This is a genomic window from Stenotrophomonas sp. 278 (assembly GCF_003935715.1).
Classification (GTDB): Bacteria; Pseudomonadota; Gammaproteobacteria; order Xanthomonadales; family Xanthomonadaceae; genus Stenotrophomonas; species Stenotrophomonas maltophilia_AH.
Genome location: NZ_RHPP01000039.1, coordinates 11,983 through 31,642 on the forward strand (window position 1 = coordinate 11,983; position 19,660 = coordinate 31,642).

The 19,660-nt window shown below is 59.8% G+C and carries 16 protein-coding genes; all 16 read right to left on the minus strand.

Annotated features, from left to right (window positions below):
- Positions 1-18 precede the first annotated feature (18 nt).
- Positions 19-1,386, minus strand: a complete 1,368-nt coding sequence (locus EGJ34_RS08735; protein WP_125360107.1) for a hypothetical protein — start codon at positions 1,384-1,386, stop codon at positions 19-21.
- Entirely contained in the window at positions 1,356-3,032 is a 1,677-nt protein-coding gene (locus tag EGJ34_RS08740) for a DUF6311 domain-containing protein (protein ID WP_125360108.1), read from the minus strand. Before EGJ34_RS08740 ends, EGJ34_RS08735 begins: the two co-directional genes overlap by 31 nt.
- Positions 3,029-3,628 (minus strand): hypothetical protein, encoded by a 600-nt coding sequence (locus tag EGJ34_RS08745; protein WP_125360109.1) that lies wholly within the window; start codon positions 3,626-3,628, stop codon positions 3,029-3,031. The genes EGJ34_RS08740 and EGJ34_RS08745 overlap by 4 nt, the downstream gene beginning before the upstream one ends.
- The gene (locus EGJ34_RS08750; protein ID WP_125360110.1) at positions 3,625-4,032 is read right to left on the minus strand and encodes a GtrA family protein; all 408 of its coding nucleotides are present in this window, start codon (positions 4,030-4,032) and stop codon (positions 3,625-3,627) included. The genes EGJ34_RS08745 and EGJ34_RS08750 overlap by 4 nt, the downstream gene beginning before the upstream one ends.
- Entirely contained in the window at positions 4,007-4,927 is a 921-nt protein-coding gene (locus EGJ34_RS08755) for a glycosyltransferase (RefSeq protein ID WP_260476942.1), read from the minus strand. Before EGJ34_RS08755 ends, EGJ34_RS08750 begins: the two co-directional genes overlap by 26 nt.
- A gap of 29 nt (positions 4,928-4,956) precedes the next feature.
- The gene (locus tag EGJ34_RS08760) at positions 4,957-5,907 is read right to left on the minus strand and encodes a UDP-glucuronic acid decarboxylase family protein (RefSeq protein ID WP_125360112.1); all 951 of its coding nucleotides are present in this window, start codon (positions 5,905-5,907) and stop codon (positions 4,957-4,959) included.
- A 98-nt stretch (positions 5,908-6,005) separates the two neighbouring features.
- Positions 6,006-6,953, minus strand: a complete 948-nt coding sequence (locus EGJ34_RS08765; protein WP_125360113.1) for a GDP-mannose 4,6-dehydratase — start codon at positions 6,951-6,953, stop codon at positions 6,006-6,008.
- The gene (gmd, locus tag EGJ34_RS08770) at positions 6,937-7,977 is read right to left on the minus strand and encodes a GDP-mannose 4,6-dehydratase (RefSeq protein WP_125360114.1); all 1,041 of its coding nucleotides are present in this window, start codon (positions 7,975-7,977) and stop codon (positions 6,937-6,939) included. The genes EGJ34_RS08765 and gmd overlap by 17 nt, the downstream gene beginning before the upstream one ends.
- Before the next feature lie 93 nt (positions 7,978-8,070).
- Positions 8,071-10,620, minus strand: coding sequence for a glycosyltransferase family 1 protein (locus EGJ34_RS08775; protein WP_125360115.1), 2,550 nt, complete (start codon positions 10,618-10,620; stop codon positions 8,071-8,073).
- Positions 10,617-12,701 (minus strand): methyltransferase domain-containing protein, encoded by a 2,085-nt coding sequence (locus EGJ34_RS08780; RefSeq protein ID WP_125360116.1) that lies wholly within the window; start codon positions 12,699-12,701, stop codon positions 10,617-10,619. The genes EGJ34_RS08775 and EGJ34_RS08780 overlap by 4 nt, the downstream gene beginning before the upstream one ends.
- A 44-nt stretch (positions 12,702-12,745) precedes the next feature.
- Complete coding sequence (locus EGJ34_RS08785) at positions 12,746-14,029, minus strand: ABC transporter ATP-binding protein (RefSeq protein ID WP_125360117.1); 1,284 nt, start codon at positions 14,027-14,029, stop codon at positions 12,746-12,748.
- Entirely contained in the window at positions 14,026-14,820 is a 795-nt protein-coding gene (locus tag EGJ34_RS08790; RefSeq protein ID WP_125360118.1) for an ABC transporter permease, read from the minus strand. The genes EGJ34_RS08785 and EGJ34_RS08790 overlap by 4 nt, the downstream gene beginning before the upstream one ends.
- Entirely contained in the window at positions 14,817-16,076 is a 1,260-nt protein-coding gene (locus EGJ34_RS08795) for a glycosyltransferase family 4 protein (RefSeq protein ID WP_260476943.1), read from the minus strand. The genes EGJ34_RS08790 and EGJ34_RS08795 overlap by 4 nt, the downstream gene beginning before the upstream one ends.
- Before the next feature lie 153 nt (positions 16,077-16,229).
- Positions 16,230-17,411 carry a cystathionine gamma-synthase gene (locus EGJ34_RS08800; protein ID WP_125360120.1) on the minus strand — a complete coding sequence of 394 codons (1,182 nt, stop codon included), beginning with the start codon at positions 17,409-17,411 and terminating at the stop codon, positions 16,230-16,232.
- Positions 17,412-17,545: 134 nt separating this feature from the next.
- Positions 17,546-18,916, minus strand: a complete 1,371-nt coding sequence (locus EGJ34_RS08805; RefSeq protein WP_125360121.1) for a pyridoxal-phosphate dependent enzyme — start codon at positions 18,914-18,916, stop codon at positions 17,546-17,548.
- Positions 18,917-19,052: 136 nt separating this feature from the next.
- A complete protein-coding gene (locus EGJ34_RS08810; RefSeq protein ID WP_125360122.1) occupies positions 19,053-19,271 on the minus strand; it encodes a YdcH family protein in 219 nt (72 codons plus the stop codon).
- Positions 19,272-19,660 lie beyond the last annotated feature (389 nt).

Below are 19,660 nucleotides of genomic sequence, written 5' to 3' on the forward strand. Positions count from 1 at the left end.
TCTCTCTATACGTCGTTGCTAGGGTGCGGGTACGTGGAGCATGCGCTCCCGGGCGCACTGGTAGTAGGTATTGCCTTTCCAGAATGCAAGGCCTTGGTCAGCGGCCTCGGTCGCCAACGCGTCGCGCATTGTCACACAAGCCGGGCCAGGCCAGAGCGACCGGGTCATGGCCTCCCCTTTTGGACTCAGATACGGGACAGCCGTGTAATAGCTGGAGCAGACCAGCAGGGGGATGCTCGCCACCGCCGCGCCGACCCAGGATCGGTTGCTTGCCTGCTCCGGCTCCAGGATGCGGAGGCAGCACATGGCACTGATGAGCAACGCCAAGGCAGCAGGCAACAAGAGACGATCGCCCCAGGCATCCCAGCCGAATGGTGCCCACCAGCGCGCAAATGCCACGGCCGACAGGATTAATACGGTCAGCGCTGCCAGCAACGCCTGGCGGCGCGGAACGAGGCCCACGATCCGCCAACCGACCAAACCCATGAGCAGCGCCCCGCCCCAGAAGACAAGAAGGCCGCCATTTGGGGAGAAGATGGATCCGAAGAAGAATTCAGCACTCTTTGCCAGCGCAGGAGTGGTCAGTTCAGCCTCGGCCATGTAGGCCCTGGGCAGCGGCACGCCGTACTTGAACCAACTGTATGCAGCCGCCAGAACCTGCGACAGCAGCACAGGTCCCACGGCAACCGCAAACGCGCACCGGAGACGCGATCTGCCTGCTGGGTGTTGATACAGCGCGTGCAGTGGTCGAATGGCAACGAGGAGCAGTAATGCCATCGCCGTTCCCATGAACAAAGCCAATGTGTCTTTGTAGAGTGGAAACAGGAAGCCTGCGAGGCCCAGCATCCACCATGTGGATCTGGCAGGCTGAAGGTTCCGTGCCGTTAGCACCTGAACGAACGCGGCGATGTATAGCCCACAGAAGACACCGGCTTGGACCTCCAATGCGCCACTAAGGACGTAGAACATCGGCAGGGGACTCAGGGCCAGCGCGAGCACATACGCCCAGCCGGCACGGACGACCAGCGCCCAGCCCCTTGTGAGCCACAATGCCGCAAGCGGCAGCAACAAACAGAACAGGTTGAGTGTAGCCAAGCGGACAGCGGTGTGACCACTGGACGTCTCTGTCATGCCGGCATTGACCAGATACGCAAGGGGAAACTTGCTCACCCCTTCGCATGGCAGACGGGCTGCCTGTTCAATACAGTTTTTTGCAGTCTGCCAATCACCCTTCCAAGCACCGTGATCGGTCGGGTTGAACTGGACAAGGCCGATGCTGGTCCAAGTCACCACAGCAAGGCACACCACCGCAATCAACCAGCCCACGCCAGCGCGGCGTGCGTACCCGTCAGCGGTCACCGGGAATGCTTGGGCAGGCATTTCCATGCACCCTCGCTGTTGGCCATTGGCGTGCACGCGTGTGCCGCCGTCAATGTCGAGCGATGCTGCTCGAGCAGCGCCCCCGAAACCAGATAGACAGCACCTGGATCAATCGTCTTGAGACGTGCTGCGTAGTCGCAGTGATACGCAGTCTGCTTGTCCGGTGTACGAGCAGCATAGAAATTATTGGTTGGAATTCCCATCGAGGCGGCAAGGTGTCCCACCGACTCATAGTTGCGCACACCACCTGGGGTTGTCTGGTGGTCGCACTGCCATGCCGGGTACACAAGGATCGCGGTGTAATTTCCGCGTGGAACGTCCGTCAGGCGCAACGACTGGAACGAGTCAATGTTCAACCGCACTTGATGTCCGATCGTGCGGATGTCCAGCAACTGGACGGCCACAACCGCGATCAAGAGCAGTACCAGCTTACGTAGCCCCAAGCGCAGAGAGCAGGCAGCAAGGAAGATCAACAGCAACCAGAATCCTGCCATCCAGAACAGGCGACCGCTGCCGCGGAAGCGCGACAACAGGTAGTTGATGCTTCCGGGAACGGGAACTTCCAGCGTGTGTCCGGCAAGCGTAATGGTGGTAGACACGGCGACGATTGTGCACAGAAGTACGACCAGAAGCGCCGAAAGGAAGGGGAATCGACTGGGTTGCAGCCGGTAATTCAGACACACCAGCAGCGTGATTGCGCCCAGCGCGAGCACCCCGAGACCTACGTAGGTGTAGCCCTCGAAGCTCTGGCCGCCAGTGGGATCAGGTACATCCAACGGGAGTAGCGCGGCGCTTCCGTTGGAATCGAATGGACCCAGCAAGTTCATCGAGTAGATGCCGTAGCCGCTCGTGCTCGCTGTAGTCCCTCCCATGAACCCGAACACCCAAAGCCCGAACGCCGCAAGCGCCGCCATGCTGCCCAGACGAACTGCAACCTGCCGCCAGCCCAGCGTTGACCAGGACATGATGACAAGGCTTCCGTTGCTGATCAGCACCAGGAGCGCCAGATACGGATTCAAGCCGGTGGCCAGTACAACGACTGCTCCATTGGCGAGCACCCATGCACGCCCCTTCCAGTCCAGGGTGGACAGGGCGACCCAGATAGAGACGACCAGAACCCATTGCGAGGAAAGTGCGGTGTGGCCTTGGAAGCGATAGAAGGTATAGGGAATACTGGCAAACAGGATGCCGATGAGGACGGCGGCGAATCGCGAAAGAAGCTCGTCGCCCTGTCCAGTAAGACGCAAGGTGCGCAGCGCCGCGAGGTAGCCGAACACGCCCTGCAGCACCAGACATGCCATGAAGTAGTAGCCGAAGTACTGTGTGCCCGGCGTCACCAGACTGGCGAATGGCTTGGCAAACAGCAGAAGCAGCGGCATGGGATCGAACAGAGAGATGCTGATCGGCTCTGGATAGCTGACGCGCAACGTGGTCAGCCAGTTGGACGACTTGTCAGACAGATATTGGCTCCAAGCGACGTGCACCTGAGCAAGGTCACCCCAAACCCAACGCAAATTGTGAACATCCAACGGCCCAGGACCCAGCACCTTGCGCGCCCACCAAGCGGCGAATAGCGCCACCAGAAGCGCGCCGATAGTGGTTGCGAGCCGCGTCCAACGCGCCCGGGTTCCAGGAGAAGCGACCATAGTCATCGACACTGGTAATCCACACCTTCTGCACTGTGCCTGAAGGGATCGGTGAGATCATCGGTGTATTGCCCCATGATCAATCGCTCCTTGGGCAAGAAGTGCGTTCTGTAGAAGCGCCCCAGGCTGGCAACGCGCTGCCCCTTGTCGGTCAGCCGAACGCAGCCATCTTCTATGGTAATGGTCCCGGACTGCAGCTGCTCAGTCAGACGGATGTCAACAAGCCGATGCTCGACCATGTACTCATTGACGAATACATCGCCCATGCGCGCCTGCTGGATCCCGCCACCTCGCTGCTGCAGCTTTTCCAGAATGTAGAACGACAGCGAACGATCGACGACCGTCGGCACGCTGATGGCGAACGCATAGCCAGCCAGCGCCCACACAGACAACAGCAGAACGCGCTCCAGACCACTGAACACGGCCAAACCTCGCACGGCCCAGAGCAACCCTCCGGTCACTGCGACGGCAATCAGCGCGTCAATCAATGCGGCATACAGCACCACGTTGACGCGGAAATAGTGCACGTGCAGGAAATGTATGACAAACAGCGTCAGCACAAATGCGACCGTAGCCAGGCAAGCCTGCAGGTAACGATTCATCGAAACACCATGAACTTGTTGGCGAGGAAGCTACAGGTCATCTGCATCAAGGTGGCCACCAGAAAACCAACGGTGTAATTGAATCCCAGCCGGTCAGTCCAAACGTAGAGAATAAGCCCGTGAAACACGGCAATAACGGCATACACCGCCAGGAACATCGAACCCTGACGGACGATGCTTCGATCGGCCGCCCGAAACACGAAGTAGCGACTACCCAAGAACGACGTGAGAATTCCGAACACAGCAGCGATCCCATTGGCTACGCCTGCCGACGGGATCTCAAGCACTTCAATATTGAAGCGTAGAACACCGTAATGAACGGCGGTCGCGGCAAGCCCGTTGATCAGATAGCGGAAAAATTGTCCGCCGAGAGCCGTCCTAGCGCTCGCGAGCATGGGAGACATGGTCAACAAACTCTCGATAACTACCAATGCCAAGTACGCCACCACTGCGGATCATGCCCGACAGCATGAGGATGATGAGCGTCAGCGCGGCCGTCTGCAGGAACACAAGCAGCAGAATACCGAAGGCCAAGGAGAACCAACCTGGCGTCGCAAATCCCATAGCTTTGAGCAGGAGCGCTACCACTCCTCCCAAGACCGACAGGCCTGCAACCAGCGTACACGCGATACCTACACGGACGAGCACGTCTTCCGCGAACACCATCAGCGCCCTGAAGCCATGCAACGCCAAGCCGACAAAGTTCATCTTGCTCTTCCCCGCATATCGCGGGCCGCGGTCCAGCGGACAGCTCTGTACACGCAACTTGGAACTCAGAACGCTGGCTGCCACATGTGTCCACAACTCCTGCATTGCCGCCAAACGGCGAACCGCCGGCATTTTGGCTGCCATGAAGTTGCCAAAGCTGATCTTGCGACCGCTTAGCATGGAGAACAGGAACTTGTAGACCAAGTAGAAAGCTTTGAATTTGATCGATTCCACCCTGCTTTTCCGGGTTGCCACGACCACGTCGACATCAGCGGAAGACAAGCCCGCGACGAGCTCAGTCATGCTCTCAGGCGTATCCTCACCATCTGAATCCATCACGACGACGATTGCCTCGTCGCCGAAGTGCTCGGCGGCGTAGCTCAGTCCAATGGCGATGGCACGCTGGTGACCAACATTTCGACGCAGTTTGATGACCACGCCGTCGAGACCTGCGTCCGCAATGGACTGGACCTGCAGCGGCTGGCGAACTGATCCGTCGTCGACAGCCACCACGTAGATATCAGGACCCTGGGTACGGGCGAGTTCCTGGAACAGCCGGGTGGACGCCTCCACGTCCTCATACACCGGCATCACCACGATCCTTGACGGCGTGACCATATTCAACCCTGCAGACGATGGCGGAAGTATGCGATGGTTTCCTTCAGCCCATCTTCCAGACAGACCTTAGGTTCCCAATCGAAGGTGGCCTTGGCCAAGCTGATGTCGGGCTGGCGCTGCTTCGGATCATCAGAAGGAAGCGGACGATGAACGATCTTGGAAGAACCACCAACGAGGCGTAGCACGGTTTCAGCGAGCTCCAGCATGGTGAACTCACCCGGATTACCAATATTGACCGGACCGGTGAAATCAGCCGGCGAGTTCATCAGGCGGAGCATGCCTTCGATCAGGTCATCGACATAGCAGAAGCTGCGTGTCTGCTGACCATCGCCATAGATGGTGATCGGGTCGCCCTTCAACGCCTGCACGATGAAATTGCTGACCACGCGACCATCGTTGGGGTGCATGCGCGGACCATACGTATTGAAGATACGCATCACCTTGATTTCGAGCTGGTGCTGGCGCCAGTAATCAAAGAACAGGGTTTCTGCGCAGCGCTTGCCTTCGTCATAGCAACTGCGGATACCGATGGGATTTACGCGACCCCAGTAGCCCTCGACCTGCGGGTGAATCTCCGGATCGCCGTAGACTTCGCTGGTGCTGGCCTGGAGGATGCGCGCACCCACGCGCTTGGCCAGGCCAAGCATGTTGATCGCGCCATGCACGCTGGTTTTTGTCGTCTGCACCGGATCGTGCTGGTAATGGACGGGGGATGCGGGACAGGCCAAGTTGAAGATTCGGTCGACCTCAACGTACAGCGGGAAGGTCACGTCATGGCGCATCAGCTCGAATCGGGGATGCTTGAGCAATCCGTCGACATTGGCCTTACTGCCGGTGTAAAAGTTGTCGACGCAGAGCACGTCATGACCTGCCTCGATCAGGCGGTCGCAGAGGTGGGACCCGAGGAAGCCGGCACCGCCAGTCACTAGAACGCGTTTTTGTTCGTCAGCCATGTTCGATGCAGTCCTTAATATCGGGGCGGGCAGGAGGCAACCTATGACCGCCCTCACCCAACAGTCATTCATACAATTGTAAGCGAATTCCGGGCAGATCAGTCGCTGGCCACGGGCGCTACCTTGGCAGTTTCCGCCTCCAGCATCCATGCAAGAGTCTGCCGCATATCCGGCGGATTCCACTCTTGGATCAGGGATTTAAGCCGGCCATTGTCACCCAGCAAGATCTTGACTTCGTTTGGTCGCACAAAGTCGGGATTGACCCGAACCTCAAGCTCGTGACCCGTGAGCTCCGCACAGATGCGGACAATCTCAGTCAGCGTGCGACCGACACCGGTGCACACGTTCACTACCTGGCCAACAGCCTGTGGCTGCTGCAGCAACTGGCGGTAGGCAGACACCACGGCGCGGACATCGCCGAAGTCGCGGGATACATCCAGGTTACCCAGCTCCATCACGTCCGCCCTTCTGGCGAAATGGGACACGATTTTGGGTACAAGGAATTGAGCGGCCTGCCCCACGCCTGTGTAGTTGAAGGGCCGGGTAATGACGATTGGCAGACGGTCCCGCCACAAGCCGGCGACATGTTCCATTGCCAGCTTGCTCACCGCGTAGTCATTTGCCGGCGCAGGCACTGTGCCCTCGTCCAGCATTCCCTCGGAGCTGTTGCCGTAAATATTGGCGCTGCTGGCAAGCAGAACGCACGCCGGGGCGTGCGACGCCCTCTCAAGCGCATTCAAAAGGTTTCTAGTACCCAGCAGGTTGACCGCGTAGAAATCTTCTATACGGCCATGCCCGACAAATGCTAGCGCAGCCAGATGCACGACAAAGTCGACGCGAGCAGCCTCGACTGCCGTGAACACGGCCTCGCGATCCGTGAGGTCCGCAAATACGTGCTCCTGCGCCGCGGTGGCCGCACCAGCGGCACCGAGGGCGATGACATGGCAGCCCTGCTGTTGGAGCTCCTTCAGCATGTAGCGTCCGGTGAAACCGGACGCTCCCGTGACAAGGACGCGCTTGCCGACTAGGTCAGAAGGAGAAACCACGCTCGTTCCTCTGCAGGTCTGCTTCAACCATCATCTGGCACAACTGCTCCAGCGTGGTCTCCGGCTTCCAGCCAAGGATTCGCTCTGCCTTTTCCGGATTGCCAATCAACAGGTCGACCTCGGCCGGGCGGTGAAACTTGGGATTGATCCGCATGACCGTCTTGCCGCTGGCGGCGTCCACGGCTACTTCGTCCAGATCCTTGCCACGGAACTCAACATCTATTCCCGCACCCTTGAAGGCCATACCGACGAAGTCGCGCACAGTCTCGGTTCGATTCGTTGCCAAAACAAAGGTGTCAGGCTGATCGGCCTGCAGCATCCGCCACATGCCTTCAACATACTCCTTTGCAAAGCCCCAATCGCGCTTTGCATCGAGGTTACCCAGCTCCAGACACTCAAGCTGGCCGAGCTTGATCTTGGCAACCGAGTCGGTGATCTTGCGGGTCACAAATTCGCGCCCACGCAGCGGGCTTTCGTGATTGAACAGGATACCGCTGGAACCGAAGATATCGTAGCTTTCACGGTAGTTCACCGTAATCCAGTGGGCGTAGAGCTTGGCCACACCATACGGGCTGCGCGGATAGAACGGGGTATCTTCCACCTGCGGGACAGCCTGCACCTTCCCGAACATTTCCGAGGTGGATGCCTGGTAAAAGCGGATCTTCGGGTTGACTAGACGAATAGCCTCGAGCAGGTTCAGCGCACCAACACCGGTGATCTGGGCAGTGGTGGTGGGCTGGTCGAAACTGACACCGACGAAGCTCTGAGCAGCGAGATTGTAGATCTCGTCAGGCTGGATCTTCTGCACCATCGCCAATGAAGTCCCGAGGTCCGTCAGGTCGTACTCGACCAGATTCAGACGCGGGTGATTGGTAACACCGAGCTCATCAAGGCGCCAGAAGTTCACCGAGCTGGTACGGCGGTACGTGCCGAATACCTGATATCCCTTCTCAAGCAGAAGCTGGGTGAGATAAGCCCCATCCTGCCCGGTAACGCCCGTGATGATTGCCTTCTTAGTACTCATCGATTCTCTCGTAGATGTTCAAACCAGAATGTGCAGCAGTATGCCGCAGCTGCGCCCGGTCTTCCGGGTCACAGGGGCGACCAAGCCGCCATATTAGCCTACCGCCGGGTCCTTCCGGCCCGCCAATGGCGCGCCCCCTGTCTCCCGGCCTTCAGCGCCGTCAGGGTGGAGCACCGTCGCCTTCAGGCGCTCCGCGCTCCGTGCCCAGGTCAACCACTCCAAGCCAGCCGGGCGCGGATGCTGCCCGCGCTCGAACAGGCTCAGCCAATCGTCAATCTCGCGGGACAGATCCTCGGCCGCCGAGGAAGCGAAGAAGTGAGCATGCTGTCCCGCCACTTCCCTGAATACGGGAATATCCCGCGCGATAATCGGCAGTCCGCGCTGAGCGGCTTCGATGATCGGGAGCCCAAATCCCTCGCCTTCGGAACCAGCGATCAGGGCCGTGCAGCCGGCGTACAGCGCCTCCAGCAGGGCGTCGTCCGCCTTCGGCAGCCAGAACAGGTTGCGTCCCTGCTCCGGATGGCCCTCCAGCCGCGTGCAGAGCTCATCCACCATCCAGCCCTTCTTTCCAACGATCACCAGCGCAACATACTGGCCGGACGCCCACAGTTGCTCAAATGCGTTGAGTACGTGCAGATGACCCTTCCGGGGCTCCAGCGTACCGACCATCAAGAAGGACGGCGATTGCCGCAGCCGCTCCATGAGCGCCGACGCGCTATCCGGGACACCCGTCTGTAAAGCCGTCGCGTCCAGGTCAGCACCAAGGTGGAACCAGTCGACCTGTGGCGGACTGGGATGGGACTGCTCCAACACCCAGGACTCGACGTCATCGGCCACGGCGCGTGAGATGCACACGACTTGATCCGAAACCGTGATGACGTCCCGCAGCCAGCGCTCGTGGTGCCAGCCCCCGCCCTCTGGCCACCACTCGGGATGGCGAATCGGGAGGATGTCATAGATGACGAAGGCAATCTTGACCCCGGTTCTGCGCATATGCGCGAACCACTCTGGAATGTAGGAAACCGCATCGCCCACCAGATCGAGCCCCAGGAATACGTCTCCTGCGTGGCAAACCAGCGGCGTATCCTCCTCATCAGCCGTGCCGAAGAACGCGGAAGCATAACGGTTGGCGCATACGTACTCCCGCTTCTCACGATCAATGCGAACAAGCTGCATGCGATAGTTCGCTGGTGGATTCCGACCCCATTCAGCAATCACCTCGCGCGTCACCCGTTGGATGCCAGTCCGCAGGTCGTGATTGGCCATTTCGGTTACATCCACCAGCAGCGTCCGATGTGGAGGCGGCAGGCTTCTGTCCAACGCATCTGCGAGTTGCAGCGCGTCAAGACCAGCCAATGGCCCGGAAGCTGTCAGGGCATCCACTGCTTTGATCAGGATCGGGGCCTTTGCCACCTCTCCTCGATCTCGAGCGCCAACGGATTCGCAGGCGTCGAGGAACCGGTCGGCGACAACATCCCACGAAAAGACTTTCGCGCGTTCAAGGGAGTATGCGCGCAGGGCGGGCAGGGTGTCACGGCGACCCAGATGCCGCTCCAGCACCGAGCGTATTGATGCCACATCCATCGGATCGAACAAAGCACTGCGCTCGGTGGCGATCTCACGGATACTCGATGCGTCTGACGCCAGTACCGCCGCCCCGCAGGCCATAGCCTCCAGAACCGGCAGACCGAATCCCTCATGCCAAGAGGGGAAGACGAACATGAGACACTCGTTGTACAACGCAACCAGCTCTTCGTCGCTGACGTAACCAATGAACTGAAGTGCATCCCGCTCCAGGCCCAACTCATCTCCGATAGCGCGCAACTGCGCGACATGGGGTGCATGCGTACGACCGGCGAATACTAGCTTCAACCCAGACCGCAGGCCAGGATCGACGGACGCGTAAGCTTGCACCAGACGCACCAGGTTCTTCCGGTCGTCCGAGCCACCTGTGTAGAGCAGGAACTCGCCGTGTACGCCGAACTTCGCACGAACGAGCTGCCTAGATGCATCACCCGCAGCCAATGGTCGAAATACCGCATCGCAACCTGTAGATATCTCGAAGACATCCTGCTCCGGAACGCCCGCATGTGTCCGCGCCTCCAGTCCGGAGCTTGCGGAGATTGCGAACACGGCGTCCGCCTTTTTCACATGTTCCAGCTTCTCCATGTAGAAGTCGCGATACCCGGGATCGGAATCCAAGTAGACCTGCGGATTCATCAGCGGGATCATGTCGTACAGCGTTACGACAGTCGGCACTTCGCCTCGCAACGGCACGCTGGTGACCGAGTTGTCGACATAACCCTCGAACAGACTTGAGACATGGATGATGTCGGGATCAAGCGCTGCGAGCGCGGCCTCGCGCACTACCTGGGCAGCGGCTCGGCGTCCGTTGTTGACCAAATCCTTGGCGATCACAGGCAACGGGACATGCCATACATGAATGTTCTCGCGCGGCACATGAGCGGCGAGCTGCTCGCGAATAGGCTGAATGGTGTCAACGAATGCACCATTCAACGCGATATGCACCTCATGACCGCGACTACGGCGCACCACGGCTTCTGCAAGTGACAGCGAGTAGCGCCCGATGCCGCGATAACGGCTTTCCGACTGCGCGCCCTGCAAGTCCATCAGAATCTTCATTGCCGCCCCTCCCGGCGTTCTTTCGCAATCAACATCTGGTGAATCGCCCTGCCACGAATGGAGAGCATGAACTCTGCATTATCTGTACCTGCGAAGCTCTGCACTTGACCGGCGACCTCGACGTGCGGAGCCGCCGCATCGACCACCGCATGATTGACCGCAACCGAGCGCAGCTTGGCGTGCAGCCCCGGGAAAACCATGATCACTCTGTTGAGCGCGCGCGCCAACGCTGGGCGCGCCATGACGCGACGCATCAATGCCAGAAGCACGCGCCGGGTCGCGTAGCGCGGCCTCTGCACGAGATGACTGAAGAACCGCAGCGGTCGAGTCCATCGCCAGGAGCGGCTTCGATGCAAGGCATGCAACTCGCCCTCAAGCTGGGTCGCACGGAGGAACCATTGGTGCGCATTCTGGTGAGCGCCGGACAATTCCCTGCGGACCGCCTCAAGCTCCTCACGCATGTGCGAGTAGCTCGACCCTAGCCGTTCCAGCCGCCCTGCAAGGCGCTGGGTACCGTGTGTCTGCGCCTGATTCTCATTGCTGAGCTGCGCCACCTGCTGCTCCCGCTCGGTCGCCTTCAGGAACCAGCGGTGCGCATTGTCCAAAGACTCCTGAAGCTCGCGCTCAACTTGTGTCAGACGCCCTTGCTTAGCCTCAAGCGCATCCTCGTACTTGAGCAGGGCGCGCTCATTCAGAGCAGTTACCACCGTCCAAGAATGCGAGGCGGCCACCGCCGGCTGGTCCACGGCCGCTTTGAGGGCAGCGAACGTCCACTGGTCTTCCGGCTTGGAGAGCACAGTCAGGAACGCGCTTCGATAGCGCATCGGCAGCATGTTGACATCCAGCAGTGGGCGCCGGGTGGGATAAGGCTCCCTGACCTGCCCCATGACGATCTCGCGCACCGTGATCAGGAACGCCAGCAGCAGATGATCGGGCCAAACGCAGTCCTCAGATTGATCGGAAATCGCACCGTAGTCGATGAACGATGCATCTCCAGCATCATCGACAATGACGTTCCACGGTCGGATATCGTTGTGATACCGTCCGCTGCGCTCCAGCGCGACCAATTGATCCAACAGGGAGTCAACCACCCTCTCGTTGGAGTATGGAGTCTGCCGCGCCATCATCACTGAAAGGAGCTGACCCGGCAGCAATTCGCGCAGCAACCAGAGCGCTTCTTTATCACGACTGTGCTCAAGAAGACGCGGCGAACCTGGAAGCACTTCGCTGCCGCCCAAGTACGCCACCTCACGCTCGTACTCCTGGACGTTCGGAAGCAGCAGGTCCGGATGTTCCAGTGACATCCGCTTCAGCATCAGGCCTTTTGCAAAGAAATAGCGACGCGTTCCATGGTGACTGCCCATCGCGTGCGCGTGTGAAACTTCCTTGTACTCGTCAAAGAGCCTGAAGTCGCGACCCAGATGCCAGTATCGGGAGCTTGCGTAATAAAGCGGCCGATCGATTCCAGAAAGATGCGTCGGCTGGCTGCCCATGAAGCGGACAAATGCGTACGAGTCCAGCAGATCGCTGGCTCGCTCAGGCTGAGATGGCCCCCAGTAAACAGGCTCTTCGCGCAACGCCAGTTCGTAGATGCCCACAGGTATTACCGCTGCAAGGTGGGCAATGATGTCAGTGACCGACGCGAGTCCATGCATGTGCACGAGGTGGTGAAACACGCTCAAGCCCAATACCACGTCGTACTGCCCGGCCTTCAACTCACAAACCAGATCTTCAATACTTCCGTGTACAAAACTGGCACCAACGCCGCTCTCAGCAGCCAGCGCTCTACAGACCTCAACGTTCTGCTGCAGATAATCCGCACCGACGACAGTGCAGCCATCCGCCGCCAAACTGAGCGAAAAGAACCCTTGGGCACACCCCAGATCGAGGACTCGGACCGGACGCCCAAGCTGGGACTGCAGCCGGTGGACGACATCAGTAATGATCTGCAATCGATCCACGCAGCTGCGCGAACTCCCGTCCGACAACTCCGGGTGCCCGAATATTGGCTGATACTTCTCGGGCAATGCGGCTACAAGAGTAGTAATCGCATTCTCACCGCGTTCCGCATTGTTGTTCATGTTTTGATTCATTATATGCCGTCGCTATCAGCCCACACCGGAGGTCAGCCCTGAGCCGAAAATTCCGCATTCAAGTCCACAATGCCCCAGAACTGCATGGGGCGACTCACATCCACGAGTATCGAATCGTAACGGCGATCCAGGGGCACCAACTCACCCAACGGGTCGCCACTGGAGACACCCAGTGACACCATGTAGTGGCCTTCATTGACTGCAAAGGGAACCTTAAAGGTTGCAATCACTACGTCGCCGGCCTTGGGCGAAAGCACCTTTTGGCCATTGCTTGCCAGGAATGCATTTGTTCCGTAGAGAAAAACGCCATCAAGGGTCTTGATCAGCAAGCCCGGAACCGCGCTTTCCACGTCCTCCTCGAAGTGGATCTTCATCTGGAACTGAACTGAATCGCCGCTACTCAGACGGGAAGGATAAGCCTCACCGTCGACGACCACTGCGAAGTCGATGATACGTGCCCCACCGTGCCCCCAACGGTGTTCATCCTTGTTGTAGCCGCGCCGGGTATGGAAAAGGTCTTCAATCCCGCTTGAGGAGAGCACCGCTTCGCCGCCCCCTTTTTCGGATTTAGCGTCACTCTTGCCCGACTTCCCGAACAGCTCGTCCAGGTACAGGTTGGATACCTCGCGCGCCGGGCCGTCTGCATGCAGACCGCCGTCCTTGATGAACAACACTCGATCGCAATGCTTGACGATATCGCCCACAGCATGACTGACAAGGATTAGGGTCGTCCCTTGCTCCTTGTACTCTTTGACCCGCTTGAAGCACTTGGCTTGGAAGTAAGCATCACCGACAGACAACGCCTCATCCACAATCAGAACATCAGGTCGTTCCGCTGTTGCCACTGCGAATGCCACGCGTACCTGCATGCCACTTGAGTACGTCCGCACCGGGGTATCGAAGTACTCTCCCACTTCAGCAAACGCTTCAATCTGAGGCATCATTGCGTCGATTTGGGCCTGGGAAAATCCCATCAGGCCAGCCGCATGCCGCGCGTTCTGACGCCCCGTGAGCTCAGGGTTGAATCCCATGCCAAGCTCGAGGATCGCCGCGATCCGGCCACCGCGCACTATCTGCCCTTCCGTCGGCTGCAGGGTACCGGTGATCATTTTAAGCAAGGTGCTCTTACCGGCACCATTCTTACCGACAATACCGACGGATTCTCCCGGCCGGATATCAAACGACACCCCCCGAAGCACCCAGTGTTCCTCCTTCGGTCGTACTGGAAGACCGAACCAACTGGCAATGCGTAGCCATTCACTGCCCCACACGCGATAGGACTTTCCCAAATTTCTGACGTGCATGGCGGTACTCATAGGACGTCCACCATTTCTTGGCTGGCACGTCGGAACACGATCAGCGAAGCCACGCCTAGTACGACGGCAACTATCGTAAGCGGAAGCAGAGACATCCAGTCAGGATCTTTCCCGTACAGCAATACCTGCTGGTAAGCCGTCACCAATGGATACAAAGGATTGAGCCTGAAGATTTCGCGGACGGACTCGGGCAGGATGCTGATGTTGTAGACAATCGGCGTCAGCCAGAACAATGCTTGCAGGAGGACAGGCACAACCTGTCCGATGTCACGCATGAATACGTTGAGGACACCCAGAAGCAATCCGACTGACATTGAAGTCAACAGGGTCAGCAAGATGAGCGCAGGTAGCCAGACCACACTTGCACCCGGCGTATGCCCCAGCACAGCAAACACCGCGAAAATGGCAAGCAGCAGCAATGCATTGTTAACCAGCATGCTGCCAGCACAAATGAAGGGAAGGCATACGCGAGGAAATGCAACCTTCTTCATGAGATTGCCGTTGTCGACGAAGAGCGTGACGCAACGACTGATCGACTCGGCGAAGAGCCCCCAGCAGAGGGTGCCCGCCATCAGGTACAGCGCATATGCATACTTGTTGTCGATGCCCGGCAGCTTGGCCGAAAGCACTTCGGAGAGAATCGTGGCGAAGATCAGCACCTGCATCAGTGGATGAATTACCATCCACAGCACACCAAGCTTGCTCTGAGCGAAACGGACTTTGAAGTCGTTGCGGATCGAGGTCAGGATGAAGCTCCTGTAGACCCACAACGACCTGAGAAGGTCTTTCATTGATTGCCCCTCTGGGCGTTTCCATGTGTCTGGTTGGATGTGGCAAGCGCGTTCGCGTCTGACATGATGACGCTCACACGCTCCATGATCTGGCGAGCTACTCGCTCGGGGGACAGAACGCGCTGCACATGCTGTCGTCCACGCTCACCCAGTTGCGAGGCCGCCTCCGGGTCGCCTGCCAAATCCGCCATCAGACTGGCAGCATGAGTTACGTCCGGCTCGGCCCAACGCTGACCTTCGCCGAATGGGTACTGGCCTGGCTTTACCGGTACCAGCGTGAACCTCACCAGGGCGGCGCTGTCGGCATCCATGAATTCCATGTTGCCTGACCAAGAGGTGGCGATGACGGGCTTACCTAACTGCATGCACTCTGCCATACCCATGCCAAAGCCTTCTGCACGATGTAGCGAAACGTAGGCATCGCAACTGGCCTGCAGCGCGGTCAGCTGCTCGCGGGTAATGACGTCGTTCCGGACGATGACCCGAGGATCCGAGCTCACCTTTTCCGACAGAGCGCGCAGCGCATCAGGGTGGTGATGACCGTTACTGGTCTTGATGATCAGCTGTACCGGCTCGGTCCCCAGCGGGAATGCCTGCCTGAAAGCATCCAGTACGGCCTGAGGATTCTTTCGCTCTACCCACGAATTGAAGTCGAAGGTAAACAGGAAAACGAATGCACCAGATGTCATTCCAAATGCGTCGCGACCGATATCTGCACGTGGCATGACAGGGAGCGGCACAGGTGCCTGCAGCACGGGCAATGACGAAGCTCCGCCTATCGCATCGGCAATGAAGGCACTTGCAGCAAGAATCTCATCAACGCGCGACAGCACCGGGAGCCATGTATCCGGCAAACGCTCAAGCTCCCAGAACCAGCAGGCAATCACGTACTTGCCTTGTAGCTTGGCGTCACCAATTTCGCGCACCGCTGCGTCGAAATAGTCCGGGTTGATGAAGATGATGACCACATGCTCGGGAAGTTCAGCGCAAAACTTTCCGTCAAAGGTGGTATCGGCCATGCTGTGCGGCACACCCAGATCCAAGGTGTGCAGAGCTACCGTCGTACCATAGTCGATCAAAGCGCGCGCATACATGCGCGCGCTTTCCGCGAGGCCGAACTCGCCCCGCAGATACCCCACAATGTTCACTCCAAAGGGAAAACCATGAGGCACCACGGCACCCGCCTCTACGGCGGCGACGGTACGAGACCACGCCTCCGTGCGCACGAAGGCGTGTCGGGCGAGCAGGGTTTTCATCTGCCGCGCGCGAATCCTGCACCGCAGCCCGCGCAGCGAGAGCAGCGCGTACAACCGTTGCAGCATCCTCTGCTTACGACACCAAGCCGCAAGCCACAGATGACCTGCGGCTCGGCTGGGCGTTGACGTGCTCTCCATCACCTAAGGTCCAACTCAACCCAACGCCCGCTCAAGATCCACCTGCAGATCCCCCAGCTCCTCCACACCCACGCTCAGCCGCACCAGCGCATCACTGATGCCCAGCTTTTCACGGCGCTCGACAGGAATGGAGGCATGCGTCATCACCGCCGGATGGTTCACCAGGCTTTCCACGCCACCCAGCGACTCGGCCAGGGTGAACAGCTCGGTCTTCTCGCAGAACGCCTTCGCCGCCTCGAAACCGCCCTTGAGCACGATCGACACAATGCCGCCGTAGCCGTTCATCTGGCGGGTTGCCAGCTCATGCTGCGGGTGCGAGGTCAGGCCCGGGTAGATCACCTTTTCCACCGCCGGGTGCTTTTCCAGCCACTGGGCGAGTGCCAGCGCGTTGGCGCAATGCGCCTTCATGCGCAGCGGCAGGGTCTTCAGGCCGCGCAGGGCGAGGAAGCTGTCGAACGGCCCCTGTACGCCCCCCACCGAGTTCTGCAGGAAGGCCATCTGCTCGGCGAGCTCGGCGTTGTCACCCACCACCACCATGCCGCCCACCATGTCCGAATGGCCATTGAGGTACTTGGTGGCCGAATGCAGCACCAGGTCCGCGCCCATTTCCAGCGGACGCTGCAGCATCGGCGAGGCGAAGGTGTTGTCCACCACCACGATCAGGCCATGGCGCTTGGCGATGGCGGTCACCGCGGCGATGTCCACGATCTTCAGCATCGGGTTGGTCGGGGTTTCAATCCAGACCATCTTCGTCTGCGGGGTGATGGCCGCTTCCAGCGCGGCCAGGTCGGTCAGGTCGACGAAGCTGAACTGCAGGCCGGCGGTGCGCTTGCGCACACGCTCGAACAGACGGAACGTGCCGCCGTAAATGTCATCCATCGCCACCACGTGACTTCCGGCGTCCAGCAGTTCCATCACCGTGGAGGTGGCGGCCATGCCCGAGGCGAAGGCGTAGCCGCGGCTGCCGCCTTCCAGGCTGGCCACGCAGCGCTCGTAGGCGAAGCGGGTCGGATTGTGGGTACGCGAGTACTCAAAGCCCTGGTGCTCGCCGGGACTGGACTGGGCGTAGGTCGAGGTCGCGTAGATCGGCGGCATCACCGCACCGGTGCTCGGGTCCGGCGACTGGCCGCCGTGGATGGCCAGGGTGGCCAGCGCCAGCGCGCGGTCGGAGTGCCCGGAAGAAGCGGAGTTGGACATGTGGTTTCCCAACGCGGGAACCTTCATGCAAAGGTTCCCCTATTCAAATGGAGCGAAAGTCTATCAGCGGGAGCTTAACCAGCTTTTGACGCCGATAAACACGTATTCAGTGCCTAAATGTGGCCAACGCGTGCTTATTGCACGCGACGCCGCAGGTAGTTCAGCAGGTCGATCCGGGTGATCAGCCCCAGGAAGGTGCCGCCGTCCATGATGATCGCGACCTGCCCACGGTCGAACACCGGCAGCAGCGCCTCGATCGGCGACTTCACATCCAGGCGGTCCAGCTTGCTGACCATGGCGGTGGCCACCTTGTCGCGGAAGCGGGCCTCGTCACCGTACACGTGCAGCAGCACGTCGCTTTCATCGACGATGCCGACCAGCTGTTCGCCGTCCATCACCGGCAGCTGCGAGACGTCATACAGCTTCATGCGCTGGTAGGCGGTGGTGAGCAGGTCGTTCGGGCCGATCACCACGGTGTCGCGCTGGCCGTACGGGCGCAGGATCAGGTCGCGCAGGTCGCCGTACTGCGGGCGCTCCAGGAAGCCGTTGTCCAGCATCCAGTAGTCGTTGTACATCTTGGACAGGTACTTGTTGCCGGTGTCGGGCACCAGCACCAGCACCTTCTTCGGGGTGGTCTGCTCCTGGCAGTACTTCAGCGCGGCGGCCAGCAGGGTGCCAGTGGAGGAACCGCCCAGCACGCCTTCCTTGCCCAGCAGCTCACGGGCGGTATGGAAGCTTTCCGCATCCGTGATCGGATAGGCCTTGGTGACCCGGCTGAAGTCGGAGATCGAGGGCAGGAAGTCTTCGCCGATGCCTTCCACCAGCCAGCTGCCCGACTTGTCGTTCAGGTTGCCGTCGTTGATGTACTCGGCCAGGATCGAACCCACCGGGTCGGCCAGCACCAGTTCGGTCTTGGGCGACAGCTTGGCGAAGGCACGCGACAGGCCGGTCATGGTGCCGGAGCTGCCGCAGCCGAACACGATGGCGTCCAGCTCGCCGCCCATCTGCTCGAGGATTTCCGGGCCGGTGCCGAATTCGTGGGCGGCCGGGTTGTCCGGGTTGCCGAACTGGTTGATGAAGTACGCGCCGGGGGTTTCCTCGGCCACGCGCTGGGCCATGTCCTGGTAGTACTCCGGGTGGCCCTTGGCCACGTCCGAGCGGGTCAGGCGGACTTCAGCGCCCATCGCCTTGAGGTTGAAGATCTTCTCGCGGCTCATTTTGTCGGGCACCACCAGAATGAGCTTGTAGCCCTTCTGCTGGGCGACCAGGGCCAGGCCCAGGCCGGTGTTGCCGGCCGTGCCTTCCACCAGTGTCGCACCCGGCTTGAGGTCGCCGCGCTTTTCGGCGGCTTCGATCATCGACAGGCCGATGCGGTCCTTGATCGACCCTCCCGGATTGGCGCTTTCGAGCTTCAGATAGAGCTCGCACACCCCGGTGTCCAGGCGCTGGGCCTTGACGATGGGGGTATTGCCAATGAGTTCAAGTACGGAGGAGTGGATTGCCATCGGGTCACATCGATTCGCGCCGCAGTGCGGCCGGACCCCCGATTATCCGACATTCTGCCCCTGAAAAGACGACGCGGACGGTGCCCGTCGACGAGGTGACGGACACCGCCCGCGGCGGTAGGCGTGGACGTGGGTGTTAATGGAGCGGGGAGGCGTACATGCGCTCGAGCTTCTGCTTGGCCAGCAGCTTCTCACGTTTCATCTGGCCCAGGGTTTGACCGTCTATCGGAAGTACGCCCAGCTCGGCATCCATGCATTTCTTGTTCAACTTCTGGTGCCGTTCGTAAAGCGCCTTGAATTCCGGGTCACGCTGGCGGCGTGCATCGATCTCGCTCTGGGGCTGACCTTCAAACATGATGAACCTCCTATCGCTTGTATCGCAGAAACAAAGACGCCCCGGCCTGGCGGCACGGGGCGTGGCTTTGGGAGGAGCAGCCGGCATCAACCGTTTCCGAAGGTGCACCTGCACGCAGCGCCCGGGGCATCCGGACGATCGACTGCTGTGGTGCGTGCCCTTGGAACATCGGCCCGGCCCTCCAATCATCCGGGAAGCAAAATCGCCTCCCGGACAACCGACCCTACGCCTGCCTTCGGGCAGGTTCAAGGGTTTCATTTGAAATGGGCCAGGTGCGCCAGTCGGGGTTCAGCCTGAACGCGCAATTGAACAAAAATCTAACAGAAACATAGGGTTGCGGTAGCGCCGGCCGTTGGCCGGCCCACGCATCGATGAGGGCCGGCCAACGG